This is a genomic window from Ramlibacter sp. (genome assembly GCF_050250995.1).
GTDB lineage: Bacteria > Pseudomonadota > Gammaproteobacteria > Burkholderiales > Burkholderiaceae_C > Ramlibacter.
Map to the genome: position 1 here is coordinate 1 of NZ_JBFWNP010000048.1, position 22,705 is coordinate 22,705.

Annotated in this window: 22 protein-coding genes; 11 read left to right on the top strand and 11 right to left on the bottom strand. The window is 68.5% G+C overall.

The window, feature by feature from the left end; translation table 11 throughout:
* Positions 1-1,973: TonB-dependent hemoglobin/transferrin/lactoferrin family receptor (locus AB7E83_RS22405; RefSeq protein WP_428573041.1), on the bottom strand; the 1,973-nt coding region annotated here is incomplete at its 3' end.
* A gap of 221 nt (positions 1,974-2,194) precedes the next feature.
* On the opposite strand from AB7E83_RS22405, the gene AB7E83_RS22410 reads away from it, so the two are divergent.
* From AB7E83_RS22410 to AB7E83_RS22425, 4 genes are read left to right on the top strand one after another with little or no spacing between them, the layout of a single operon-like run.
* Positions 2,195-2,485 carry a hypothetical protein gene (locus tag AB7E83_RS22410; RefSeq protein WP_428573042.1) on the top strand — a complete coding sequence of 97 codons (291 nt, stop codon included), beginning with the start codon at positions 2,195-2,197 and terminating at the stop codon, positions 2,483-2,485.
* A 2-nt stretch (positions 2,486-2,487) separates the two neighbouring features.
* Positions 2,488-2,661 carry a hypothetical protein gene (locus tag AB7E83_RS22415; RefSeq protein WP_428573043.1) on the top strand — a complete coding sequence of 58 codons (174 nt, stop codon included), beginning with the start codon at positions 2,488-2,490 and terminating at the stop codon, positions 2,659-2,661.
* On the top strand, positions 2,658-2,906 hold the full coding sequence (locus AB7E83_RS22420) for a hypothetical protein (RefSeq protein WP_428573044.1): 249 nt from the start codon (positions 2,658-2,660) through the stop codon (positions 2,904-2,906). The genes AB7E83_RS22415 and AB7E83_RS22420 overlap by 4 nt, the downstream gene beginning before the upstream one ends.
* A 10-nt stretch (positions 2,907-2,916) precedes the next feature.
* Entirely contained in the window at positions 2,917-4,149 is a 1,233-nt protein-coding gene (locus tag AB7E83_RS22425) for a DUF2325 domain-containing protein (protein ID WP_428573045.1), read from the top strand.
* Positions 4,150-4,229: 80 nt separating this feature from the next.
* Here the strand turns inward: AB7E83_RS22425 and AB7E83_RS22430 are convergent, their stop codons facing one another.
* The 4 genes from AB7E83_RS22430 to AB7E83_RS22445 all read right to left on the bottom strand — a co-directional run bounded on the left by AB7E83_RS22430 (position 4,230) and on the right by AB7E83_RS22445 (position 9,771).
* Positions 4,230-5,420 carry an acyl-CoA dehydrogenase family protein gene (locus AB7E83_RS22430; protein WP_428573046.1) on the bottom strand — a complete coding sequence of 397 codons (1,191 nt, stop codon included), beginning with the start codon at positions 5,418-5,420 and terminating at the stop codon, positions 4,230-4,232.
* Between the two features lie 19 nt (positions 5,421-5,439).
* Positions 5,440-7,677, bottom strand: coding sequence for an alpha,alpha-trehalose-phosphate synthase (UDP-forming) (locus tag AB7E83_RS22435; protein WP_428573047.1), 2,238 nt, complete (start codon positions 7,675-7,677; stop codon positions 5,440-5,442).
* 106 nt (positions 7,678-7,783) lie between these two features.
* Positions 7,784-8,956, bottom strand: coding sequence for a PAS domain-containing sensor histidine kinase (locus AB7E83_RS22440; protein WP_428573048.1), 1,173 nt, complete (start codon positions 8,954-8,956; stop codon positions 7,784-7,786).
* A gap of 8 nt (positions 8,957-8,964) precedes the next feature.
* Entirely contained in the window at positions 8,965-9,771 is an 807-nt protein-coding gene (locus tag AB7E83_RS22445) for an alpha/beta fold hydrolase (protein WP_428573050.1), read from the bottom strand.
* A gap of 174 nt (positions 9,772-9,945) precedes the next feature.
* On the opposite strand from AB7E83_RS22445, the gene AB7E83_RS22450 reads away from it, so the two are divergent.
* The 3 genes from AB7E83_RS22450 to AB7E83_RS22460 all read left to right on the top strand — a co-directional run bounded on the left by AB7E83_RS22450 (position 9,946) and on the right by AB7E83_RS22460 (position 11,013).
* Entirely contained in the window at positions 9,946-10,098 is a 153-nt protein-coding gene (locus tag AB7E83_RS22450; protein WP_428573051.1) for a hypothetical protein, read from the top strand.
* A gap of 130 nt (positions 10,099-10,228) precedes the next feature.
* The gene (locus AB7E83_RS22455) at positions 10,229-10,669 is read left to right on the top strand and encodes a helix-turn-helix domain-containing protein (RefSeq protein ID WP_428573052.1); all 441 of its coding nucleotides are present in this window, start codon (positions 10,229-10,231) and stop codon (positions 10,667-10,669) included.
* A gap of 89 nt (positions 10,670-10,758) precedes the next feature.
* Entirely contained in the window at positions 10,759-11,013 is a 255-nt protein-coding gene (locus AB7E83_RS22460) for a GlsB/YeaQ/YmgE family stress response membrane protein (protein WP_428573053.1), read from the top strand.
* Between the two features lie 24 nt (positions 11,014-11,037).
* Here the strand turns inward: AB7E83_RS22460 and AB7E83_RS22465 are convergent, their stop codons facing one another.
* Positions 11,038-11,652, bottom strand: coding sequence for a glutathione S-transferase family protein (locus AB7E83_RS22465; protein ID WP_428573054.1), 615 nt, complete (start codon positions 11,650-11,652; stop codon positions 11,038-11,040).
* A 131-nt stretch (positions 11,653-11,783) separates the two neighbouring features.
* Here AB7E83_RS22465 and AB7E83_RS22470 point away from each other — a divergent pair, with 131 nt between their 5' ends.
* Positions 11,784-14,192: an adenosylcobalamin-dependent ribonucleoside-diphosphate reductase gene (locus AB7E83_RS22470; RefSeq protein WP_428573055.1), complete on the top strand. Its 2,409-nt coding sequence runs from the start codon at positions 11,784-11,786 to the stop codon at positions 14,190-14,192.
* The gene (locus AB7E83_RS22475) at positions 14,189-14,704 is read left to right on the top strand and encodes a hemerythrin domain-containing protein (protein ID WP_428573056.1); all 516 of its coding nucleotides are present in this window, start codon (positions 14,189-14,191) and stop codon (positions 14,702-14,704) included. The genes AB7E83_RS22470 and AB7E83_RS22475 overlap by 4 nt, the downstream gene beginning before the upstream one ends.
* A 22-nt stretch (positions 14,705-14,726) precedes the next feature.
* Here the strand turns inward: AB7E83_RS22475 and AB7E83_RS22480 are convergent, their stop codons facing one another.
* From AB7E83_RS22480 to lgt, 3 genes are all read right to left on the bottom strand, one after another.
* Positions 14,727-16,259 (bottom strand): malonate--CoA ligase, encoded by a 1,533-nt coding sequence (locus tag AB7E83_RS22480; protein WP_428573057.1) that lies wholly within the window; start codon positions 16,257-16,259, stop codon positions 14,727-14,729.
* Positions 16,259-17,248 (bottom strand): Bug family tripartite tricarboxylate transporter substrate binding protein, encoded by a 990-nt coding sequence (locus AB7E83_RS22485; protein WP_428573058.1) that lies wholly within the window; start codon positions 17,246-17,248, stop codon positions 16,259-16,261. The genes AB7E83_RS22480 and AB7E83_RS22485 overlap by 1 nt, the downstream gene beginning before the upstream one ends.
* Before the next feature lie 77 nt (positions 17,249-17,325).
* Positions 17,326-18,162, bottom strand: a complete 837-nt coding sequence (lgt, locus tag AB7E83_RS22490) for a prolipoprotein diacylglyceryl transferase (protein ID WP_428573059.1) — start codon at positions 18,160-18,162, stop codon at positions 17,326-17,328.
* Positions 18,163-18,232: 70 nt separating this feature from the next.
* Here lgt and ilvD point away from each other — a divergent pair, with 70 nt between their 5' ends.
* Positions 18,233-19,921 carry a dihydroxy-acid dehydratase gene (ilvD, locus tag AB7E83_RS22495; protein ID WP_428573060.1) on the top strand — a complete coding sequence of 563 codons (1,689 nt, stop codon included), beginning with the start codon at positions 18,233-18,235 and terminating at the stop codon, positions 19,919-19,921.
* Positions 19,922-19,987: 66 nt separating this feature from the next.
* Here ilvD and AB7E83_RS22500 read toward each other — a convergent pair whose 3' ends face one another.
* Entirely contained in the window at positions 19,988-20,230 is a 243-nt protein-coding gene (locus tag AB7E83_RS22500; RefSeq protein ID WP_428573061.1) for a TIGR04438 family Trp-rich protein, read from the bottom strand.
* A 104-nt stretch (positions 20,231-20,334) separates the two neighbouring features.
* On the opposite strand from AB7E83_RS22500, the gene AB7E83_RS22505 reads away from it, so the two are divergent.
* Complete coding sequence (locus AB7E83_RS22505) at positions 20,335-20,640, top strand: c-type cytochrome (protein WP_428573062.1); 306 nt, start codon at positions 20,335-20,337, stop codon at positions 20,638-20,640.
* 56 nt (positions 20,641-20,696) lie between these two features.
* Here the strand turns inward: AB7E83_RS22505 and acs are convergent, their stop codons facing one another.
* Positions 20,697-22,682 (bottom strand): acetate--CoA ligase, encoded by a 1,986-nt coding sequence (gene acs / locus AB7E83_RS22510; RefSeq protein WP_428573063.1) that lies wholly within the window; start codon positions 22,680-22,682, stop codon positions 20,697-20,699.
* Between the last annotated feature and the right edge of the window lie 23 nt (positions 22,683-22,705).

The following is a 22,705-nucleotide window of genomic DNA, read 5'->3' on the forward strand; positions in this document are numbered from 1 at the left end:
GTGACGAGTCCGGCGCTGTGGATGTCCGAAGCCTTCTTCGCCGCCCAATGCGTCGCGTCGAGGCGCACGGCCCACACTTCGGCGTCGAACTTGAGCCCCGCATTCAGCCGGGACGGGTTGACGGAATTGACGGGCCGGCCGGTGTTCGTGTCCTTGCCGCTCGCGCGGCCGTAGGCGAACGGCGTCGACAGCTTTCCGCCGGCGAACGTGCCCCAGCGCGCATCGCCCTTGACCTCGAAGCCGGCGATGCGCACGTTGCCGATGTTCACGGTCTGGAAGATCGTGGGGTTGCCCGCCACGCCGGCGCCGGACACCTGCTGTTGCTCCTCGATGAAGTCGCGGTAGCGGCCGGCGAACGCGGCCACGTCGAGGTCGAACGAGGCCAGCCGCCCGCGCAGGCCGAGCTCGAAAGTGCGGCTCTTCTCCGGCTTGAGCTTGGGGTTCGGAATGGCCTTGTAGAAGAAGGTCGGGTTCTCGAAGAACGCGTTGACCTGGCCCGCGTTCGGCGCCTTGAAGCCGTGGGCGTAGTTGCCGAAGACGCTCCACATCGGCGTGACGCGGTACAGCACGCCGAGCTTGGGCGACGTCGCCGAGCCCGACAGCGATGCCGCGGGCGTCGTGGCCGGCGGCGAGAAGCCGTCCTGCGAGGCGTCGAGCGAGAACCGGTCGATGCGCACGCCGGGCGTGATCACCCAGTGGTCACTCATGATTTCGTCCTGCACGTACACGGCCGTGCTCGATTCGCGCGTATCGGGGAAGCGCTTCAGCGGAAACGTTTCGCCCGCGGCCGGTGTCAGCCCGGTCTGCAGGTTGCGCACGTCGGTGCGTGCGAGGTCGATGCCGTAGGTGAGCTTCTGCAGCCAGCCGCCGGACATGTTCCAGGTCTTCGACGCTTGCAGGTTCGCCTGCGCCGTGCGCTCGCGGTAGGTCGTGTCGCGGATGCGGTCGGGCGACGTGTTGCGGTCCTCGAAGCTGTACTCGCGCGCATCGGCGTCCTGCCAGCTCAGCACGGCCTGCAGGTCGTCGGCCAGCGCATGCGCGGGCTTCCATCGCCCGTCCCAAGTCCCACGTGTTCGTCGCTGATCGGTGAACGCATTCGCGGCGACCGTCGACGTGGCGGCCAGGGGCGGCTTGGCGATGTTGGACAGCAGGTTGTAGTCGGCGTGCTTGTCCACGTGTTCGAGAGTGAACGTGTGGCGCTGTCCGCCGCCGGGCGTCAGGAGGATCTTCCCGAGCAGCGAATGGTTGCGCGCGTTCTCGGGGTTGGGCGTCGTGCGGTCGACGTTCGCCGCGTCGTTCGTCCCCTGGTTATCGAGCGCGCTCGCGCGGCCGACCGTGGCACCCACCAGCCATTGCGCCGAGTCGCTGAAGCGCCCGGCGAGCGTCGCGCCCGTGCGCCAGCCGCCGTCGTCCCCGTCGTAGCCGACACTCGCAGTCCCGCCGAAGTCGCGTCCCCGCTGCAGCAGGTCGCCCGGTTGCGTGGTGATGAAGTTGACGAGGCCGCCCAGGCCGTCGGAGCCATACAGCGCGGACGCCGCGCCGCGCACCACTTCCACGCGCTGGATGAGACCGACATCGAGGTAGTCGCGTCCGAACGCGTTCGCCGAGAAGATGTAGCTGCGCGGCTGGCGGATGCCGTCGCTGAGGATCAGCACGCGGTTGCCGTCGAGGCCGCGGAGGTTGAAGCCTGCGTTGCGGTCGCGGCCGAAGGCGGGTTGCCCTGCCAGCGTGAACCGCGCGGGGCTGCGCTGGACCGTCATGTTGGGCACCTCGCGTGCCAGGTCGCGGATGTTGCGCACCTGGCGCTCCTCGAGTCGACGGCGCCCGATCACGTCGTTGCTGGCCGGCAAGTCGTCGGCTTCCTGTTCGCTGCGCGAGCCGCTGATCACGACCTCCTTGAGTCGCCCTCCCGTGACGGGCTCCTGCGTCTGCGCGGCAACCGGCAGGCAGGCGAAGGCTGCGGCGAGCGCCACGGCGCGAAGGGAATGGGAGGGCGCGCCCTTTCGGGCGGTGGAGCGTTTCGACACGATGCGAGCCTCGCGAGTGATGGATTTCAGAGCGCCGATGCGGTTTGGCCGGGGAATGGCCTCAGCGCTTCGGCGGGAAGCTGAGCATTTGAATGCGAATGAATCTTATTGTCAATGAGAATGATTCGCATTTATACTGAAATCCCGTTCTGCCACTCTCCGAACCCATGTCCGATCCGCTCGAATACCAGCTCCCCTGCACCGAGGCGCTCCTGGCCGGCACGCTCGCCCTCATGACGGGGCATGCCGAAGCCGCGTGCGACCACGCTCGTGAGGCCATGGCGAACAAGATCGTCGCGAACCTCGACGAGCTGCTCTCGCACGCCTGCCTGTCGTCGCAGTTCCAGCATGTCCTGCAGGTCCTGCAGTCGCATTGGCGCACCTTGCACGAGCGCGAGATCCCTGCCCAACGCGCCGACGACGAACTGGCGAGCGCGGCGCAGCGCCACCTGCACTGACCATGGCTGGTGTCCCCCCGATGGCCGTGCCGCTGGCCCATGCATCCGATTTGCGCACCTTGATCGATTTCTATCGACACACGCTCGGCTTCGAGCTCGTGCAATGCGTCCCGGCGTGGTGGCGTTCATGGGGCTGGGCTCGGCGCGAATTCAGCTATGGCAACGCGAAGGCTTGAAGGCCCGCAGCTGCCGTGTCGCGTTGCCGTGCGGCGAGAAAGAGGTGTTCGAACTGCACGCGCACATCGCACGCCGCGCGCGTTCGGCACTGGTCGAGGACGCTCCGGCGCTGCGCGCATGGGGCCAATGGGAATTCACCCTGTGCGACCCGCAGGGCAATCGCCTGGTGTTCTGCGAACCCGCGAGGGCCGCCGCGCCCTCCCCCCATGAGGCCGGCACGCAACGCCGGCCCGCTTCACCCTGAAAGGACTCCCATGTGCGACCATGACAACCCGAGATCGATTCCGGCGAACGCGGGTTCCCGGCGCCGCCGGCTGTGGGAACTTCCCTCGCACTCGCACTGCCCCGTCGTCGGCGCTTGTCTGCCGATCGGCACGCTGCGCAAGCTGGCCGCCAAGGCGCTCGGCGGCCAGCCGATCGGCGACGACTACGAACTCCATTGCAACGCGATTTCCGAATGCCGCCAGCGCGGTCCGGTGTCCGAGGCGATGCAGCGCGAGCTGGACGCGCGTTACGTGCTCCAGGTGAAGGCGTGCTCGGTCAACAAGACCGCGCAGGCGCTGACCGCGTGGTGGATCGCGAACCGCTCCGGCAGCGAGCTGGCCGGTACGCTCTGGGCCACGCTCACGCACGCCCGATGCGACGAAGCGGTGAGCGAGCTCGTGCTGCGCGACATCCACATGCTGCAGCACCAGGTTGGAAGCGCCAATCGCGCGAGCCTGCGGCAACTCGACGAGGTCGTGGAGGAAAATCTCGTGCTCGCGCGAGAACTGGCCGCCGTGCAGAGGCGCGCCACGGAAGCGCAGGCCGGATATCGGCGCACGCACGAAGCGGCGGAGGCCGAACTCCTGCAGGTGCGCGTCCAACTGATCCGTCGCGACACCGAATTCGCCTGCCAGGCCGAGGAGCTGCGCACGCTCGAAGCAGCGGTCCCGGACCTGCGCGAACGCGCCGAGCTGTCGCGCAACCTGGAGCGACAGGCCGCGCGCATCCATGAACTCGAGCGAAGCCTGCTGCGCAAACACCAGGAGGCCGAACGGGCCACTTCGCGCGCCGAGGCTGCGGAGCGCAACCTGCTGCGCTTGCGCGAAACCGCGGAGGCCGGCGACTTACCCCTGCCGAGGCTGCCGCGCCTGGACGATCGCGCCGTGCTCTGCGTGGGCGGACGGCAGGCGAGCGTGCCGGTCTATCGTCGGCTCATCGAAAGCATCGGCGCGCGCTTCCTGCATCACGACGGCGGCGAGGAAGAAAGCGCCACCCAGCTCGATGCGACACTGGAGACCGCCGACCTGGTGATCTGCCAGACCGGCTGCATCAGCCACGGCGCCTACTGGCGCGTGAAGGACCACTGCAAGCGCACGGGCAAGCAATGCGTGTTCGTTGAAAAGCCGAGCCGCGCCGGGCTGGAGCGTGCGCTGTCGGCATTCGCCTCGGACGCCAAGTCCCCGGTGACGATTCCGATCGCGAAGGCCGGTACGGACGCATAGTCTGCCGCCGCACCCGGGTTCCCGAATCGGCGCCGAAAAGGCCACGCCGACATGTTCGCCTTCCGGCGCGCGCCCGGTGCTCACGAGTCGCCGTGCCCCATCGCCGTCCGCTTGAGCTTCTTCGCCAGCGACCACTTGTGGACTTCGGTCGGGCCGTCGTAGATGCGGAAGGCGCGGATCTCGCGGAAGAACTGCTCGACCATCGTGCTTTTCGAGACGCCGGTGCCGCCCATCACCTGCACGCAGCGGTCGGCCACGCGGAACAGCGCATCGGACACGGCCACCTTGGCCATCGAACTCTCGACGTTGCCGAGCGAGCCGGTGTCGAGAACGCCCGCGCACCAGTCGATCATCAGCGCCGACTGCTGCAGGTCGATCGCGTTGTCGGCGAGCATGAAGCCCACGCCTTCGTGGTCGATGAGCGGCTTGCCGAACGCCTTGCGGGTGCATGCATAGGCGGTCGCCACCTCCTGGGCGCGCGTGGCGACGCCGAGCCAGCGCATGCAGTGCGACAGGCGCGCGGGCGCGAGGCGGATCTGCGCATAGCGGAAGCCCTCGTCGGCCTCGCCGAGTACCTGGTCGTCGTTCACGCGCAGGTTGTCGATCGCCACGAGCGAGTGGCCGCCGGGCATGCTCGAATCGATCGTGTCGAGCACCCGCTCGACGCGGATCGCGGGGTTCGGCAGGTCCACGAGGAACATCGTCGCCTTGTTCTTGCCCGCCTCGCCCGTGCGCGCCATGACGATGCCCACGCGGGCGCCCTGTGCGCCGGTGATGAAGGTCTTGCGGCCGTCGATGCGCCAGCCGCCGTCGATGCGCACCGCCGTGGTCATGAGCATGGACGGATCGGACCCTGCACCGCCTTCTTCCGCCGGTTCCGTCATGAAGAACGCGGAGCGCCCCTCGCCCGCGACGACGGGCTCGAGAAAGCGCGCCTTCTGCGCAGGCGTGCCGATGCGGCCCATGAGGAACATGTTGCCCTCGTCCGGCGCGGCGGTGTTGACGGCAATGGGGCCTAGCATCGACAGACCCGAGCGCTTGAGCACGGCGGCCGTCTCGAGCTGGCTCATGTGCTGGCCGTCTTCGAGAATGTGCGGCGTCAGGACGCCCGCGGCGCGCGCTTTGGCCCGCAGTTCGAGGACGAGTTCTTCGGTCGGACCGTGAGGCGTGCAGCGTGCGTCGGTCTCGTAGGGGATCACAACGTCGCGAACGAAGGCTTCAACCCGGTCGGCCATCGCCTGGCTGCGCGGTGTGGGGCAAGGTGTGTACATGTTCCGATTATGGTCCGCCTCAGCCCGCGCTCCCCCGCTGCACCCGCTCGTTCACCCGCTGACGCAGCCGCCAGCGCGCGGCGTCGGTCAGCATGCGCCCCGCCCAGCGGTACACGTTGAACTCGCGGACCGTGCTGCGCAGGCTTGCCATGCGCTCGCGCTGCTCCGCCGCCGACATCGTGATCGCCTGGTACAGCGCGTCCGCGGTCTCCTCCACGTGGTACGGGTTGACGATCAGCGCTTCGGGCAGCTCGCGCGCCGCGCCCGCGAAGCGCGAGAGGATCAGCACGCCGCGCTCGTCGTCGCGCGCGGCGACGAATTCCTTGCACACGAGGTTCATGCCGTCGTGCAGGCTCGTCACGAGGCAGACGTCGGCCGCGCGATAGAGCTGGTTGACCTGCTCGTGCTCGTGGTGCTGCGCGAGCAGCCGCACGACGTCGCCGCCCGCGCGCGCGAAGCGCGTGTTGACGCGCTGCGTGGCGGCCTGGATGCGCTCCTGGAACACGCGGTACTCGTCGAGTGCGCTGCGCGACGGCGCGGCGACCTGCACGAAGGTGAAGCGCTCCACCCACTCGGGGTGTTTCTCCAGCATGCGCTCGACGGCATTGATGCGCTCGAGGATGCCCTTGGTGTAGTCGAAGCGGTCGACGCCGACGGCGAGCCGGTGGTCCGCCGGAATGCCGAGGCGCGCATAGACCTCGCTGCGGCACGTCGCCGGGTCCGCCCAGGCCTGCTGCGTCTCGGCGCCCGGCCACTCGATCGAGATCGGATAGCTCTCCACCAGCGTCTGCTCGCCGCGGAAGCTGATGCTGGAGTGCTCGTGCTCGATGCGCGCCTCGAGGTAGCGGTCCACGCCTTCGATGAAGTTCTTGCAGTGGTAGCGCGTGTGGAAGCCGAGGATCGTGCTGCCGAGCATGCCCTCCAGGATCTCGGTGCGCCACGGACAGATGCCGAAGCTCTCGGGGTTGGGCCAGGGGATGTGCCAGAACGTGATGATGGTTGCGCGCGGCAGCCGCTCGCGCACCATCGCCGGCAGCAGCGCGAAGTGGTAGTCCTGCACCAGCACGACGGGGTCGTCGCTGCGCGCCTCGGCCACCACCGCATCGGCGAAGAGCCGGTTCACCTCGCGATAACGCTCCCAGTCCGACTCGCGGAACACCGGCCGCACGTGCGCCACGTGGCACAGGGGCCAGAGCCCTTCGTTGGCGAAGCCGTAGTAATAGCCCTGCTCCTGCTCGGGCGTGATCCAGATGCGCCGCAGCATGTAGTCGGCATCGCCGGGCGGCAGTGCCACGCGGTCCTGCGCGTCCACGGCCTCGCGGTCCGCCGTGCCGCTGCCATGCGCGATCCAGGTGCCGGAGCACGCACGCATCACCGGCTCGACCGCGGTGACGAGGCCGCTCGCGGGACGGCGCACGACGATGCCGCCGTCCGCGTCGCGCTCGTGCAGGTAGGGCTCGCGGTTGGACACCACGATCACCTCGTCGCCGCGCAGCTGGGTGCGCAGCAGCGATTGCAGCCGCTGCGGATTCCACTCCGCGTTCGGCCCCTGCGTCCGCCGGTATTCGTCGTCGAGGTCGCGCAGGCGTTCGCGCAATTCGGCGGCGAGCGGCTCCAGCTCGGGCGACGGCGGCACGAGCGGGCGCACGAGGCCCTCGCCGCGCAGCAGCGCGCGCGCGCCGGACACCCAGCCGCGCCAGCTGAGTTGCGCGACGATCACCGTCACCAGCGCGATCGCCGCGCCGAGGCCCGCGATCAGCACGATGAGGTACTGGCGCGTGTCCTGGCTGCGCCGCTCGATGAAGCTGAGGTCGTGCATGATCACCAGCGAGCCGGCCGGCCCGGCCTCGCCGGCGATCGGATGCACGGTGACGAGCACGGGCCCGCCCGCGATGCGCAGCGTCGGTTCCTTCCCGGCGGCGGTCGCGGACGCGGACCGGCAGTCGAGGCTGGCCGGAAACAGCGTCGTGCGCCGCACGATGACGTCTTGCGGCGAGCACCACCCGATCGCCACGAGGCGCTCGTCCTGCACCGCGCGGTCGAATAGCGTCTGCAGGCGCCGCCCGCGCGTCTCGGGCAGCGCGTCCGCGACGGAATCGGACAGCGCATTGGCCACGAGCGAGCCCCTCAACTGGAGGTCGCGCGCGAACCAGCGCAGCGTCAGCTTGTCCATGAGGGGCAGCGCGAGGTAGGCCGCGCCCACCAGTATGGCGATCAGCGGCACCAGGAAGCGCAGTTGCAGTCGTATGGTCCTCATCCGTTCGCGGATCCTTGGGCGTTGTTCATGTTCCGCAATGTAATTCACTGCGACTGTCGCGCTGCCGCGGCCGGGGCAACGGCCGCCCGCGCCGGCCACGCTACCTTTACGCTGCGGGCGAATCCGCGGCCGGCCCGTCGCGCGCGGCAAGCCGCAGGCGGAAGGTCGTTCCCCGGTCCTGCGCGGAATCCACGTCCACGCTGCCGCCGTGCGCGCGGGCGATCTCGCGCACGATGTAGAGGCCGAGGCCGACGCCGCGGCTGCCGGTCGCGGCGTCGCCGCGCACCATCGCCTCGAACAGGCGTGCGGCCTGTTCGGCCGGAATGGGCGGGCCTTCGTTGTGGACGGAAAGGGTGAAGCCGCCTTCGCCGCCCGCGGTGGTGACCGTGACCGGCCTCGACGGGTCGCCGTAGTTCACGGCATTGGCCACGAGGTTGCCCAGCGCCTGCGCGACGCGGTCCGCATCCGCGTGCCACTGCCCGGGCCCCTCGCCGCGATGCACGATCTCGCGCTCGGCGAAGGCCGCGCGCAGGTCGCCCACCGCATCCGCCGCGACCTGGTGCAGGTCGACCTCGGCGGGAGCGACCTTGATGCCGCCGCCCAGGCGCGCCTGCGTGAAATCGAGCAGGTCCGAGATCAGCCGCTCCGACCGCTGCACGGAGCGCGTGATTCGCGCAAGCACGGTGCGCTGCTGCTCGGTGAGCTGGCCCATGCCCAGCAGCGTCGCGCTCATCTGGATCGTCGAGAGCGGATTGCGCAGGTCGTGGCTCACGATGCCGACCATGTGCTCGGCGACCAGCGCCCGGTCTTCGGCTTGCGCGCGGGTCGCCGCCAGATCGAGCTGGTCGCGCTCGTGCTGCGCCAGCAGCTGTTCGGCGCGCTGGCGCTGCAGCAGCAGTTCCCGCTCGTACTTGTGCCGGTCCTCGGCGACGATCACGGCCGCATGCAGATAGAGCCGTCCCTCGTAGGCGGATTCGCGGATGTTCGCCATCACGGGCACGCTCGATCCGTCCTTGCGGCGCAGCTCCAGCTTCACTTCCGCCACGGAGCCCTGCATGCGCAGCAGCGGCGCAAGGTGCGTTTGGTGGAAGATGCGCCCGCCCATGGTTAGCAGGTCGGTGAAGCGCCGCTGGCCGACGAGCTCGTCGCACTCGTACTGGAGCAGCCGGCAGGCCGTGGCATTGGCATGGACGATGACGCCGTCGGCGCCGGCGAGCAGCAGGCCGCACGGCGCGGCGTCGTAGAGGAGTTGCGTCCCCGGCGGCGGGGTCGTATCCATCCGGGTCCTCAGTCCGAGCCGGCCGCGGCGAGGAATTCGTCGATGACGGCCACGCTCGCGCTCGGGGCGCTCAGGTGCGGACAGTGGCCCACGTTCTGGATGATGCGCAGCGTGCAGCGCGGAATGTGCTTCGCCATGTATTCGCCCACGGCCACCGGCGCGATCACGTCGTCGCTGCATTGCAGGACGAGCGTCGGCGCCTGCAGCCGGGCCAGGTCCGCGCGATGGTCAGACAGGAAGGTGACGCGGGCGAAATGCTTCGCGATCTCGGGATCGGTGCGGCAGAAGCTGTTGGCGAGCTCCTGCGCGAGCTCCGGCCGCTCGGGCGCGCCCATGATCACCGGCGCCATGTTGCTCGACCATCCGAGGTAATTGCTCTCCAGGGTTTCGAGCAGCGCCTCGATGTCGCTGCGCTCGAAGCCGCCGAAGTAGTCGCCGTCGTTCACGTAGCAGGGCGACGGCCCCACCATCACCTGGCTGCGGAAGAGCTCGGGCGCCTGCACGTTCGCGAGCAGCCCGATCATCGCGCTCACCGAATGGCCGACGCACACGGCCGGCTCGCCGCCGGCAACCTCGCGCAGCACCTCGCAGACGTCCTGCGCATGGCCCTGCAGCGTGGCGTGGCGCTTCCGGTCGTACGCGGCAAGGTCGGACTGCCCGCTGCCCGTCAGGTCGATCAGGATCGTGCGGTAGCGTTCCCGGTAGTGCGGCGCGAGCAACCGCCACATGTTCTGGTCGCATCCGAAACCATGGACGAAGATCATCGGAGGGCCGCTGCCCTCGACGTGGGCGTTGTTGCGCTGGACGGCGGTCATCGGAGAAGTATCGGGTCATCTCGCCCGCGGCCATGCAGGCCGATTCCTACAACCGGAAATAAACGCGCCGCACCGGGTGTGCCTTTGTCCGACAGCGGGCGAGGACGGTGAGCCGACTTCCCTTCGCGTCCCGGCCTCACAAGCCCGCGGTGGCGCGGTGAGCACCATAGCGTCATGAAAATCCTGAACCTGATCCATCTGACGTTCGCCCAGGCGTTCTACCGCTGGGCCCTGCGGGAGATCAATCCGCTGCACCCGGACGTCCCGCGCATTCTTCTGCGCCAGCAGGAACTCTCGGATCGGGCGCGTCGAATGGGCGCTGCCTGAGTTCGCGCGCAACGCGCGGTAGCGGCACTGCGCAGCAGGCGCGCGCGCCCGGCTTTCGCGCCCTGCTTTCGCGCCCCTCGAAGCCTGCGAAACAGGCTTGCCCGGCAACAGGGAGCACAATGCGGCACTTATGCCAAATTTCGCTACTCTGCTCAAAAACGAAATAGCTCGCCTTGCCCGGAAGGAAGTTCGCGGCGAGACCGAGTCCCTCAAGAAGGCAACCGCGCGATATCGCTCCGAGATCGCCAGCCTGAAGCGTGAGATCGCCACGCTGCAGCGCCAGGTGAAGTCGCTGGGCAAGCCTTCCCCCCGCCAGAACCCGGCGGAAGAGGAGCCGGCCGGCGAAGCCCGGCGCTTCAGCGCGAAGGGACTCGCATCCCACCGCAAGCGCCTGGGGCTCTCGGCCGAGGCTTTCGGAACGCTCGTCGGAGTGACGGGCCAATCGATCTACAAGTGGGAGACCGGCAAGGCGCGCCCGCGTGCGAGCCAGATGGCCGCGATCGCCGAGCTGCGCACCCTCGGCAAGCGCGAAGCGCAGGCCCGGCTCGATTCGGCGCGCGAAGCGGCCTGACGCGGCCTTTCCGCGCACGCCTACAGGCTGGCGCGCAACCGATGGCCTAGGATGGCTCCCACATCAGCAACACACAGGGAGCCCCTCACATGTCCATCATCGGAACCATCGTCATCGGATTCATCGTCGGCCTGATCGCGCGGGCGCTGAAACCCGGCAACGACCGCATGGGCCTCATCATGACGACGCTGCTCGGCATTGCCGGCGCGTTCCTCGCGCGCTTCGCCGGCCAGGCGATGGGTCTCTATACCGCCGGCGAAGCGGCCGGCTGGATCGCCTCGGTCATCGGCGCCATCGTGCTGCTCGTGATCTACGGCCTGGTGGCGGGCCGCCGCCGCGTCTGACGCGCAGCCCTTCAACGCACTTCGTCAGCTATCCGCCAGGACCCGCGCAGCGCGCGGGTCTTTCGCCATCCGGCGGCGCAACTCGGCCACTTTGGGGAAATCCTCGACGTCGATGCCGCCGGAGGCCAGCCAGCCCGAGATGGTGAAGACGTAGAAATCGCTCACCGTGAGCTGTTCGCCCATCACCCACGGCCCCTTCACCAGATCCTTCTCGATATAGGCGAAGAAGCTCGCCATGTTCGACGGCGCCTTCGCCCGCATCGCATCCTGCGCGGCCGCATCGTCGGCCCAGCGTTCAGGCCTCGTGCGATGGGCATGGCCGGGGTGCACCGTCGAGCACAGGTAGGCATTGAACTCGTTCATCTTCGCCAGCGCGTAAGGATCGTCCAGCGGCGCGAGCCCAGCGCCCGGATGGGTCTGCGCGATGTACAGCAGGATGGCCGGCGTCTCGGTGATGACGCCCCGGTCGGTCGCGAGCGCCGGCACGCGCCCCTTGGGATTGATCGCGAGGTAGGCGGGGGTGCGCTGCTCGTTGGTCTTCAGGTCGACCTTGACTTCGCGGAACTCGGCGCCGGCGAAGTCGAGGGCGAGACGCGACGCCTGGGAGCAGCTGATGGGGGAATGGTAGAGGGTAAGCATTCGGGCATGCTAGCGCGCAGCCCGGCCGTACAACCGCCGGGCGGCACAGGGCTTTCCCGCATGACCCTGCTGACAGTACGCTGGCAGGTAGCGGCGCGCTTCGGGCAGGAGAAGCGCCTATCCTTGTGTTCATGAAGCGCGAACCCGACTCTGCCGCCCTCCCCGTGCTGCCCCCGCAGGCGATCGGGCTGGACGTGCTGCGCGAGAAGTACCTCAAGGGCGCCGAAGCGTCCGAGCAGGACCTGTTTGCCCGCGTCGCGCGGGCGCTCGCGAGCGTCGAGCGCGAGAACGACCGCGCGCCCTGGGAGGCCCGTTTCCTCGCCAACCTGCAGGCCGGTGCGATCGGCGCGGGCCGGATCATGAGCGCCGCCGGCACGGGGCTCGACGCGACCCTCATCAACTGCTTCGTGCAGCCGGTGGGCGACAGCATCCAGGGTATCGACGACGAGGGCTATCCCGGCATCTACGAGGCCTTGCGCGAAGCGGCGGAAACCATGCGCCGCGGCGGCGGGGTGGGCTACGACTTCTCGCGCATCCGCCCGCGCGGCGCGGAAGTACGGGCGACCGCGTCGCTGGCTTCGGGGCCGTGCAGCTACATGGACGTGTTCGACCGCTCCTGCGCCACGGTCGAGAGCGCGGGCGCGCGGCGGGGCGCGCAGATGGGCGTGCTGCGCATCGACCATCCCGACGTGCTGGAGTTCATCACGGCCAAGCGCACGCCGGGCCGCTGGAACAACTTCAACGTGTCGGTGGCGGTGCCCGACGAGTTCATGCGCGTGCTGCAGGCGGGCGGCGAATGGTCGCTGACCCACCGCGCCGAGCCGGGCGCGGCGCTCAAGGACAAGGGCGCGCACCGCCGTGCCGATGGGATCTGGATCTACCGCACGCTGCCGGCCTCGGAGGTGTGGGACGCCGTCATGCGCTCCGCCTACGACTTCGCGGAGCCGGGCGTGGTGTTCATCGACACGGTCAACCGCGACAACAACCTGCGGTATGCTGAGCGCGTCGCGGCGATGAATCCTTGCGGCGAACAGCCCCTGCCGCCCTATGGCTGCTGCGACCTCGGCCCGGTCATCCTCACGCGCTTCGTGCGGCACGCCTTCGACACGGGCGGCACGGCCACATTCGACTTCGACGGTTTCGCACGCGCCGTGTCGGTGCAGGTCCGCGCGCTCGACAACGTGCTCGAGCTCACGCACTGGCCGCTTCCGCAGCAGCGGCAGGAGGCCATGGCCAAGCGGCGCATCGGCGTGGGCTTCACGGGGCTCGGCGACGCGCTGGTGATGCTCGGCTTGCGCTACGACGCGCCCGAAGGACGCGAGGCCGCCGCGCGCATCGCGCGGTGCATGCGCGATGCCGCCTATGCCGCATCGGTGGAACTCGCGCGCGAGAAGGGGCCGTTTCCGGTGTTCGACGCGGCGCGCTTCCTCGAACCCGGCACCTTTGCGAGCCGGCTCGACGAGCCACTGAAGGATGCCATCCGCGAGCACGGCATCCGCAACAGCCACCTGCTGTCCATCGCGCCCACGGGCACGGTGAGCCTCGCCTTCGCCGACAACGCGTCGAACGGCATCGAGCCCGCGTTCGCCTGGACCTACCGGCGACGCAAGCGCGAAGCCGATGGCGGCATGGCCGAGTACGAGGTCGAGGACGCGGCGTACCGCCTCTATCGCGCGCTGGGCGGGGACGTCACGAAGCTGCCGCCGGCCTTCGTCTCCGCGCTCGACATGCGTGCCTCGGACCACCTGGCGATGATGCAGGCGGTGCAGCCCTTCGTCGACTCGGCCATCTCCAAGACGGTCAACGTGCCCGAGTCGTATCCGTACGACGACTTCAAGGGGCTCTACACCGAAGCCTGGCAGGCGGGGCTGAAGGGCCTCGCGACGTACCGGCCCAACGACATTCTCGGCGCGGTGCTCGAGGCGCCGGCTTTGGCAGCGAGCGCCAGTCCCGAGGGCGCTAGCGCGAGCGACGGCGCGGCCGATGCCATGCGCTCGGTCATCGAGCGCCGCCCGCAGGGCAGCCTGCCCGCCGTCGTCGAGAAGATCGAATACTGGACGCAGCAGGGGCGCCAGGGCCTCTACCTGGTCGTGTCCTTCCTGCCGCTGCCCGACGGACGCGAACGCGCCATCGAATTCTTCATGCCGGTGGGGCAGAGCCACGAGTCGCAGCAGTGGATCACGTCGAGCATGCGGCTCCTTTCGCTCGCCGCGCGAGGCGGCTTCCTGGAACGCGCGCTGGCCGACATGCGCAAGGTCGCCTGGGATCGCGGGCCGGTCCGGCTGGGCACGTACACGCGGCCCGATGGCCAGGATGTCCCGCTCTGGCACGACTCGGAAGTCGCCGCGATGGCCTATGCCATCCAGAACATCATCGCGCGCCGCGGCGGCGAGGCGGCGATCTCGCTGGCGACGCCGGCCGCGCCGACGTCGTCGGCCATGTCGGGGCGCAAGTGTCCCGAATGCGGCGCGCACGCGCTGATCCGCCGCGACGGGTGCGAGTTCTGCACCCACTGCGGCCACGTGGGAGCCTGTGGATGAAAAACGCGAACTTCGACCAGCCTTTCGACATGATGGAAGCCTGCCACGAGCGGCTGCAGCGCATGCTCGCCCTGATCGGCAAGCTGCGGGCGCACATGGCCGGCCACGGCGCCGACGAGCAGGCACAGCAGGCCGCGCGCGACGTCATGCGCTACTTCGACCAGGCGGCGCCGCAGCATCACGAGGACGAGGAAAAACACGTCTTCCCGCCGCTGCTCGCGCGCGGCGAGGCGGTGGACGTCGTGCGGCGACTGCAGCGCGATCACGTGTGGATGGAAGAAGGCTGGCGCGAGGCGCGCGCCGTGCTCGACGACGTGGCGCACGGCGAAGTCGCGGCGCTGTCGCCGTCGCAGGAAGCCACGCTGCAGGACTTCGCGGAACTGTACGCCGACCACATCCTCGCCGAGGAACAGATCGCGTATCCGGCCGCGCAGCGGACGATGGACGACGCCGGCGTCGCCGAAATGGGCCGGGAGATGGCGGCGCGGCGGGGGGCTGCGACGCCACGCTGAAAGGTCACGGCACGCCGTGCCCTCACGGCAGGTCGAACAATCCCTTGTGCTGCTCCCGCAGCAGGTTCTTCTGCACCTTGCCCATCGCATTGCGCGGCAGCTCGTCGACGACGAAGCAGCGTTTCGGAATCTTGAAGTTCGCGAGCTGCGACTTCAGCACGCCGACGATCTTGTCGCCATCCACCTGCGTGCCTGGCTTCGCAATGACAACCGCCACGCCGACCTCGCCGAAGTCCGGATGCGGCACGCCGACGACCGCGCTCTCGGCGACGCCGGGCATGTCGTTGATGTAGCCCTCGATCTCGGCCGGGTAGACGTTGTAGCCGCCGCTGATGATGAGGTCCTTGCTGCGACCCACGATCGTGACGTAGCCGCGCTCGTCGATCTTGCCGACGTCGCCCGTCCTGAACCAGCCGTCCGCGGTGAATTCGTCCTTCGTCTTCTCCGGCATGCGCCAGTAGCCCTTGAACACGTTGGGGCCGCGCACCTCGATGCCTCCGATCTCGCCGGTGGCGACCGCCTGGCCCGCATCGTCGCGCACCCGCAGGCCGACGCCCGGCAGGGGGAAGCCCACCGTGCCGCCGCGCCGCTCGCCGGCTTCCGCGCGATACGGGTTGGAGGTGAGCATGGCCGTCTCGCTCATGCCGTAGCGCTCGAGGATCGTGTGCCCGGTGCGCTCCTGCCATTCGCGGAAGGTCTCGACCAGCAGCGGCGCCGAGCCGGCAATGAACAAACGCATGTTCCGGACCGCCTCGCGATCGAGCGTCGGCTCGGCCAGCAGGCGGACATAGAGCGTCGGCACCCCCATGAACACGGTGGCGCGCGGCATCGCCTCGATCACCGTCTTCGGGTCGAACTTCCCGAGCCAGATCATCTTGCTGCCATTGAGCAGCGCGCCGTGCAGCGCGACGAAGAGACCATGCACGTGGAAGATCGGCAGCGCGTGGATCAGCACGTCGCCGGGCTGCCAGCCCCAGTAGTCCTTGAGCACCTGCGCGTTCGACAACAGGTTGCCGTGCGTGAGCATCGCGCCCTTGCTGCGCCCGGTGGTGCCGCTCGTGTACAGGATGGCCGCGAGGTCGTCCTCCCTCCTCTCGACCACCGCATGCACGTCGCTGCAATGCGCCGCGCGCTCCAGGAGCGACCCCGTGCGGTCGTCGCCGAGCGTGAACACGTTGCGCGTGCCGCACTTGAACGCGATCTTGCTCACCCAGCCGAAGTTCTTCGGCGTGCAGACGACCACCGCGGGCTCGGCGTTGCCGACGAAGTATTCGATCTCGGCCTTCTGGTAGGCCGTGTTGAGCGGCAGGAACACATGCCCCGCGCGCAGCGTCGCGAGGTAGAGCATCGCCGCCTCCACCGACTTTTCGACCTGCACCGCGATGCGCGACTGCGCCGGCAACGCGAGCGACTCGAGCAGGTTGGCGAGCATCGCCGTGCCGCGCTCGAGATCGCCCCAGCGGTAGTGAAGGTGGTTGTCGGTCTCGATGGCGACGGCCGACAGGTCGGACGGAAACGCGGCGCGCAGCGCCGCGAAAAGGTTCTCGTTGCTCATCAATCCAGTTTCGCGCCGGAGGCCTTGACCACGCCGCCCCATTTCTGGATCTCTTCGTGGATGAAGCTCGCGAACTGCTGCTGCGTGAAGTTGGGGAATTCGGCGCCCTGGCTCGCCCAGATCGCCTTGAGCTCGTCGGTCTGGATCGCCTTGCGGATTTCCTCGGCGACCCGCGCCTGCAGGTCGGCGGGCGTGCCCCGGGGCGCCCACACGCCGTACCACGTGGTCACGTTGTACTGCGGCAGGCCGACCTCGGCGGCGCACGGCACGTCGGGCAAGGCCGGGTTGCGCTTCTGGCCCGCGACCATCAGCGCGCGGATGCGGCCGCCCTTGATGTGCGCGGCCGACGAACCGAGCCCGTCGAACATCATGTCGACGTTGCCCGCGATCAGGTCCTGCAGCGCCGGCCCCGCCCCGCGGTACGGGATGTGCGTGATGAAGGTCTTCGTCTGCTGCTTGAACAGCTCGCCCGCGAGGTGGTGCGAGGTGCCGCTGCCGGCGGAGCCGTAGTTGTACTTGCCGGGGCTGCGCGTCATGAGCGCGCGGAAGTCCTTGAAGTTCGCCGCCTCGATCCGGCGCGGGTTCACCACCACGACCTGGGGCACCATCGCCACGAGCGAAATCGGGATCAGGTCCTTTTCGAGGTCGTAGTCGAGCTTCGGATACATCGAAGGCGCGATCGTGTGGTGGACCGCGCCCATGAACAGGTTGTAGCCGTCGGGGGCCAGCTTGGCCGCGATGCTCGCGCCCACCGTGCCGCCGGCGCCGCCGCGGTTGTCGATGACGAGCTGCCGGCCGGTCTGCTTGGCGAACTGCGCGGCAAGCGGGCGGCCGAATGCGTCGGTGCCGCCGCCTGCCGGAAAGGGCACGACGATCATGACGGGCTTGGAGGGCCAGGCCTGCGCGCGGGCGAACGGCGCGACGGAGGTCGCCCCGGCGGCGGCGGACGCGCGCAGGACGGCGCGGCGGGTGAAACCATTCGACTTCATGTTGTTGTCTCCTTTGGGGAAGTGCGCCCACCGTAACCGCTGGCGGGCGTCGTGGAATCGGGATTTCTCCCTGCGCTCTACCTCGTTGCGGGACGCGACGCCGGATCGTTGCGCGTCGCGGCCCAGGCCCACAGCACCGCGCCGCCCAGGATCATGGGCACGCACAGCCACTGTCCCATGCTCATGTTGAAGGCCAGCAGGCCGAGGTGGCTGTCGGGTTCGCGGAAGTACTCGGCGATGAAGCGGAAGGTGCCGTAGCCGAGGAGGAACACGGCGGACACCTCCGCCCGCTTGCGCTCCTTCCGCGCGTACAGCCACAGGATCACGAACAGCAGCAGGCCTTCGAGCAGGAACTGGTAGACCTGCGAGGGGTGCCGCGGGATCATCGAGCCGCTTTGCGGAAAGATCATCGCCCACGGCAGCGACGGGTCGGCCTGGCGGCCCCACAGCTCGCCGTTGATGAAATTGCCCACGCGCCCGGCCGCGAGGCCCGTCGGCACGCAGGGCGCAACGAAATCGAGCACCTCCCACGCGGACTTGGCGCGCATCCTCGCAAAGACCCACTGCGACGCGATCACCCCGAGCATGCCGCCATGGAAGCTCATCCCGCCCTGCCAGATGTAGAAAATCTGCAGCGGATTCGCAAGGTAGTACTCCGGCTTGTAGAACAGGCAGTAGCCGATGCGCCCCCCCACGACCGTGCCGAGCACGCCGTAGAACAGCATGTCTTCCACGTCCTTGCGCGTCCAGGCGGCGGCGCCCGTCATCCGCGAATAAGGCGGGTGCTTCAGGCGCAGATGCGCGAGCAGCAGGAAGAGCCCGAAGGCCGCGAGGTACGTGAGGCCGTACCAATGAATCGCGAGGGGTCCGATCTGGAGCGCGACCGGATCGATCTGGGGATAGTTCAAGGCCATGGATGCGGATTCTGGCGCATGCCGGGGGCCGGGAGACCCCACGGCCGCGCTCGTGCAATACTTCTGCGCCATGGACAAGAAAATCATCCCGCTGCGCAGCGCCAACATCACCGAGGGCAAGTCCCGCGCGCCCAACCGCTCCATGTACTACGGCATGGGCTACAAGGAGACCGACTTCGGCAAGCCGATGGTGGGCGTGGCCAACGGCCACAGCACCATCACGCCGTGCAACAGCGGCCTGCAGAAGCTCGCCGACGCCGCGGTGAAGGGCATCGAGGAGGCCGGCGGCAACCCGCAGATCTTCGGCACGCCCACCATCTCCGACGGCATGGCCATGGGCACGGAGGGCATGAAGTATTCGCTGGTGAGCCGCGAAGTCATTTCCGACTGCATCGAGACCTGCGTGCAGGGCCAGTGGATGGACGGCGTGGTCGTGGTCGGCGGCTGCGACAAGAACATGCCCGGCGGCCTCATGGGCATGCTGCGCGCGAACGTGCCCGCGATCTACGTCTACGGCGGCACCATCCTGCCGGGCAAGTGGAAAGGCGAGGACCTGAACATCGTGAGCGTGTTCGAAGCCGTGGGCCAGAACGCCGCCGGCAAGATCGACGACGCGGAGCTGAAGAACATCGAGCAGAACGCGATCCCCGGCACGGGCTCCTGCGGCGGCATGTACACGGCCAACACGATGTCGTCCGCGTTCGAGGCGCTCGGCATCTCGCTGCCCTACTCCTCGACCATGGCGAACCCGCACGACGAGAAGATGAATTCCGCCAAGGAATCCGCCCGCGTGCTGGTCGAGGCGATCCGAAAAGACATCAAGCCCCGCGACATCGTCACGCGCAAGGCGATCGAGAACGCCGTCGCGGTGATCATGGCCACCGGCGGCTCGACCAACGCGGTGCTGCACTTCCTCGCCATCGCGCATGCGGCCGAGGTCGAGTGGACCATCGACGACTTCGAGCGCGTCCGCAAGCGCACGCCGGTGCTGTGCGACCTGAAGCCGAGCGGCAAGTACCTCGCCGTCGACCTGCACCGCGCGGGCGGCATTCCGCAGGTGATGAAGATGCTGCTGAATGCCGGCCTGCTGCACGGCGACTGCATCACGATCACCGGCCAGACCATCGCCGAGGTCCTGAAGGACGTGCCCGACGAGCCGCGCAAGGACCAGGACGTGATCCGTCCCATTTCGGACCCGATGTACAAGGAAGGCCACCTCGCCATCCTCAAGGGCAACCTGTCGCCCGAAGGCGCCGTCGCGAAGATCACCGGCCTGAAGAACCCCGTCATCACCGGGCCGGCGCGCGTGTTCGACGACGAGCAGTCGGCGCTGGCGGCGATCCTCGCCGGCAAGATCAAGGCCGGCGACGTGATGGTGCTGCGCTATCTCGGTCCCAAGGGCGGCCCGGGCATGCCCGAGATGCTCGCGCCGACCGGCGCGCTGATCGGCGCCGGCTTGGGCGAAAGCGTCGGACTCATCACCGACGGCCGTTTCTCCGGCGGCACCTGGGGCATGGTGGTCGGCCACGTCGCGCCGGAAGCGGCAGCGGGCGGCACGATCGCGTTCGTGAACGAGGGCGATTCGATCACCATCGACGCGCACCAGCTCGTGCTCGAACTCAACGTGCCCGAGGCCGAGATCGCGAAGCGGCGCGCGGCGTGGACCGCCCCGAAGCCCCGCTACACCCGCGGCGTACAGGCGAAGTTCGCGTTCAATGCGGCCAGCGCGAGCAAGGGCGCGGTGCTGGACAACTACTAGAGGCACGCCCGCGTTTCGCCGCCGGGCCGCCCCGGGGCGAAACAGCCCCATCGGAGGAGCGTGGGGCTATTTCCTCTTCTTCGGCCCCATCCCCATCGCCTCGCGGCTCTTGTCGATGCGGGCCTGCTTGCGCTCGTTCTCGCGCTTCACGGCTTTTTTCTTGGTGTACCCCGACATATCGGCCCAGGCCCACCACGCCGCGGCCAGGCCGAACGGGGCCAGCACGACGTACCAGGGCCACAGCGCGACCGGACCGAACTCGAGCAGCTTGAGCGCGAGCAGGACGATGCCGATGAGAAGAAATAGCACGTTCGGGTCTCCAGGGATTGGCCGGGCGTCAGGTTCGCGGTCAACCCGCGTCCGTACAATGACGTTGAAGAATGTAACGCAACCGCAATGATCGAGGAATGATGATGAAACGAGCGATGTTCGTGCTCGCGGCCCTGGCAGCGGTCTCCTTGCCCGCCCTGGCGGACGCGGACCTGGCGAAGGCCAGGAACTGCATGTCCTGCCACGCGGTCGACAAGAAGCTCGTCGGCCCCTCGTACAAGGAAGTCGCCACCAAGTACGCCGGCCAGAAGGACGCGGCCGACAAGCTGGCGGCCAAGATGATCAAGGGCGGCTCGGGCGTCTGGGGCCCCATCCCCATGCCGGCCAACCCGCAGCTCAACGATGCGGACGCGAAGAAGCTCGCGGCGTGGGTGCTGGGGCAGAAGTAGCTCCACCGGCAGCCCCACGAAGCCCGCAGCAGTGCGGGCTTTTTTTTTGTCCGGGCTTAGTTCGTCTGCGCCAGTTGTTCGAGGATCGCAGGGTTTTCCAGCGTCGACGTGTCCTGCGTCAGCGCCTCCCCCTTCGCGATGCCGCGCAGGAGTCGCCGCATGATCTTGCCGCTGCGCGTCTTGGGCAGGTTGTCGCCGAAGCGGATGTCCCGGGGCTTGGCGATGGGGCCGATCTCCTTGCCCACCCAGGCCCGCAGTTCGTCGGCGATCTTCTTCGCCTCCTCGCCCGTCGGGCGCGAGCGCTTGAGCACGACGAAGGCACAGATCGCCTCGCCCGTCAGGTCGTCGGGGCGGCCCACCACCGCCGCTTCGGCCACGAGGTCGGTCTTCGACACCAGCGCCGACTCGATCTCCATCGTGCCGAGCCGGTGGCCCGACACGTTCAGCACGTCGTCGATGCGGCCCGTGATGCGGAAATAGGCGGTCTTCGCATCGCGCACCGCGCCGTCGCCGGCGAGGTACAGCTTGCCGCCCATCTCCGGCGGGAAATAACTCTTCTTGAAGCGCTCGGGGTCGCCCCAGATCGTGCGGATCATCGAGGGCCACGGCCGCTTCACGACGAGCATGCCGCCGGCGCCGTTGGGCATGTCGTGCCCCGTCTCGTCGACGATGGCGGCCATGATGCCCGGCAGCGGCAGGGTGCAGGAGCCCGGCACCGTGGGCGTGGCGCCCGGCAGCGGCGTGATCATGTGGCCGCCGGTCTCGGTCTGCCAGAAGGTGTCGACGATGGGGCAGCGCTCGCCGCCCACGTTCCGGTGGTACCACATCCACGCCTCGGGGTTGATCGGCTCGCCGACCGTGCCCAGGATGCGCAGCGACGTCAGGTCCCAGTTCTTCGGATGCACCTTCGCGTCGGTCTCCGATGCCTTGATCAGCGAGCGGATCGCGGTGGGCGCGGTGTAGAACACCGTGACCTTGTGCTTCTCGATGGTCTGCCAGAAGCGGCCCGCGTGCGGATACACCGGCACGCCTTCGAAGATGACCTGCGTCGCGCCCGCGGCGAGCGGGCCGTAGGCCACGTAGGTGTGGCCCGTCACCCAGCCGATGTCGGCGGTACACCAGAACACGTCTTCGGGCCGGATGTCGAAGGTCCACTGCATCGTGAGGTTCGCCCACAGCAGGTAGCCGCCGGTCGAATGCTGCACGCCCTTGGGCTTGCCCGTGGAGCCCGAGGTGTAGAGGATGAAGAGCGGGTGCTCCGCGCCCACCGGCTCCGGCGCGCATTCGCTCGACTGGCCTTTCAGCACTTCGTCGAAGGACTTGTCGCGGCCGGCGACCATGTTGCAGGCCGTCGCCGTGCGCATGTAGACCAGCACGCTCCTGATCGACTCGCAGCCGCCCATGGCGAGCGCCTCGTCGACGATCGACTTCAGCCCCATCTCCTTGCCGCCGCGCATCTGGAAGTTGGCGGTGATGACCGCCACCGCGCCGGCGTCGATGATGCGCTCCTGCAGGCTCTTGGCCGAGAAGCCGCCGAACACCACGCTGTGCGTCGCGCCGATGCGCGCGCAGGCCTGCATGGCGATCACGCCCTCCACCGTCATCGGCATGTAGACGACCACGCGGTCGCCCTTCTTGATGCCCTGCGCCTTGAGCGCGTTGGCGAACTGGCTCACCCGGGAGAGGAGTTCGCGGTAGGTGACCTTCGTCACGGCGCCGTCATCGGCTTCGAAGACGATCGCGGTCTTGTTCTCGACCGGGGTGCCCAGGTGCTTGTCCAGGCAGTTCGCGGAGGCATTGAGCTCGCCGTCCTCGAACCACTTGTAGAAGGGCGCGTTGCTCTCGTCGAGCGTCTTCGTGAACGGTTTCGTCCACACGACGTTCTCGCGGGCGAGGCGGGCCCAGAAGCCTTCGAAGTCCCGGTCGGCTTCGGCGCACAGGGCCACGTAGGCTTTCATGCCCGAGATGCGCGCGCCTTTCACGGCGGCTTCGGACGGGGGAAAGACGCGGTTTTCGACCAGGACCGACTCGATGGCACTCATGTTCTGTCTCCGAAAGGTGAACG

Excerpts from the sequence above, each read along its gene's own strand:
- AB7E83_RS22410 (WP_428573042.1), top strand. The coding sequence starts at position 2,195 with ATGTCCGATCCGCTCGAATACCAGCTCCCCTGCACCGAGGCGCTCCTG.
- AB7E83_RS22415 (WP_428573043.1), top strand. The coding sequence starts at position 2,488 with ATGGCTGGTGTCCCCCCGATGGCCGTGCCGCTGGCCCATGCATCCGAT.
- AB7E83_RS22425 (WP_428573045.1), top strand. The coding sequence starts at position 2,917 with ATGTGCGACCATGACAACCCGAGATCGATTCCGGCGAACGCGGGTTCC.
- AB7E83_RS22430 (WP_428573046.1), bottom strand. The coding sequence starts at position 5,420 with ATGTACACACCTTGCCCCACACCGCGCAGCCAGGCGATGGCCGACCGG.
- AB7E83_RS22435 (WP_428573047.1), bottom strand. The coding sequence starts at position 7,677 with ATGAGGACCATACGACTGCAACTGCGCTTCCTGGTGCCGCTGATCGCC.
- AB7E83_RS22440 (WP_428573048.1), bottom strand. The coding sequence starts at position 8,956 with ATGGATACGACCCCGCCGCCGGGGACGCAACTCCTCTACGACGCCGCG.
- AB7E83_RS22445 (WP_428573050.1), bottom strand. The coding sequence starts at position 9,771 with ATGACCGCCGTCCAGCGCAACAACGCCCACGTCGAGGGCAGCGGCCCT.
- AB7E83_RS22450 (WP_428573051.1), top strand. The coding sequence starts at position 9,946 with ATGAAAATCCTGAACCTGATCCATCTGACGTTCGCCCAGGCGTTCTAC.
- AB7E83_RS22455 (WP_428573052.1), top strand. The coding sequence starts at position 10,229 with ATGCCAAATTTCGCTACTCTGCTCAAAAACGAAATAGCTCGCCTTGCC.
- AB7E83_RS22460 (WP_428573053.1), top strand. The coding sequence starts at position 10,759 with ATGTCCATCATCGGAACCATCGTCATCGGATTCATCGTCGGCCTGATC.
- AB7E83_RS22465 (WP_428573054.1), bottom strand. The coding sequence starts at position 11,652 with ATGCTTACCCTCTACCATTCCCCCATCAGCTGCTCCCAGGCGTCGCGT.
- AB7E83_RS22470 (WP_428573055.1), top strand. The coding sequence starts at position 11,784 with ATGAAGCGCGAACCCGACTCTGCCGCCCTCCCCGTGCTGCCCCCGCAG.
- AB7E83_RS22475 (WP_428573056.1), top strand. The coding sequence starts at position 14,189 with ATGAAAAACGCGAACTTCGACCAGCCTTTCGACATGATGGAAGCCTGC.
- AB7E83_RS22480 (WP_428573057.1), bottom strand. The coding sequence starts at position 16,259 with ATGAGCAACGAGAACCTTTTCGCGGCGCTGCGCGCCGCGTTTCCGTCC.
- AB7E83_RS22485 (WP_428573058.1), bottom strand. The coding sequence starts at position 17,248 with ATGAAGTCGAATGGTTTCACCCGCCGCGCCGTCCTGCGCGCGTCCGCC.
- lgt (WP_428573059.1), bottom strand. The coding sequence starts at position 18,162 with ATGGCCTTGAACTATCCCCAGATCGATCCGGTCGCGCTCCAGATCGGA.
- ilvD (WP_428573060.1), top strand. The coding sequence starts at position 18,233 with ATGGACAAGAAAATCATCCCGCTGCGCAGCGCCAACATCACCGAGGGC.
- AB7E83_RS22505 (WP_428573062.1), top strand. The coding sequence starts at position 20,335 with ATGAAACGAGCGATGTTCGTGCTCGCGGCCCTGGCAGCGGTCTCCTTG.
- acs (WP_428573063.1), bottom strand. The coding sequence starts at position 22,682 with ATGAGTGCCATCGAGTCGGTCCTGGTCGAAAACCGCGTCTTTCCCCCG.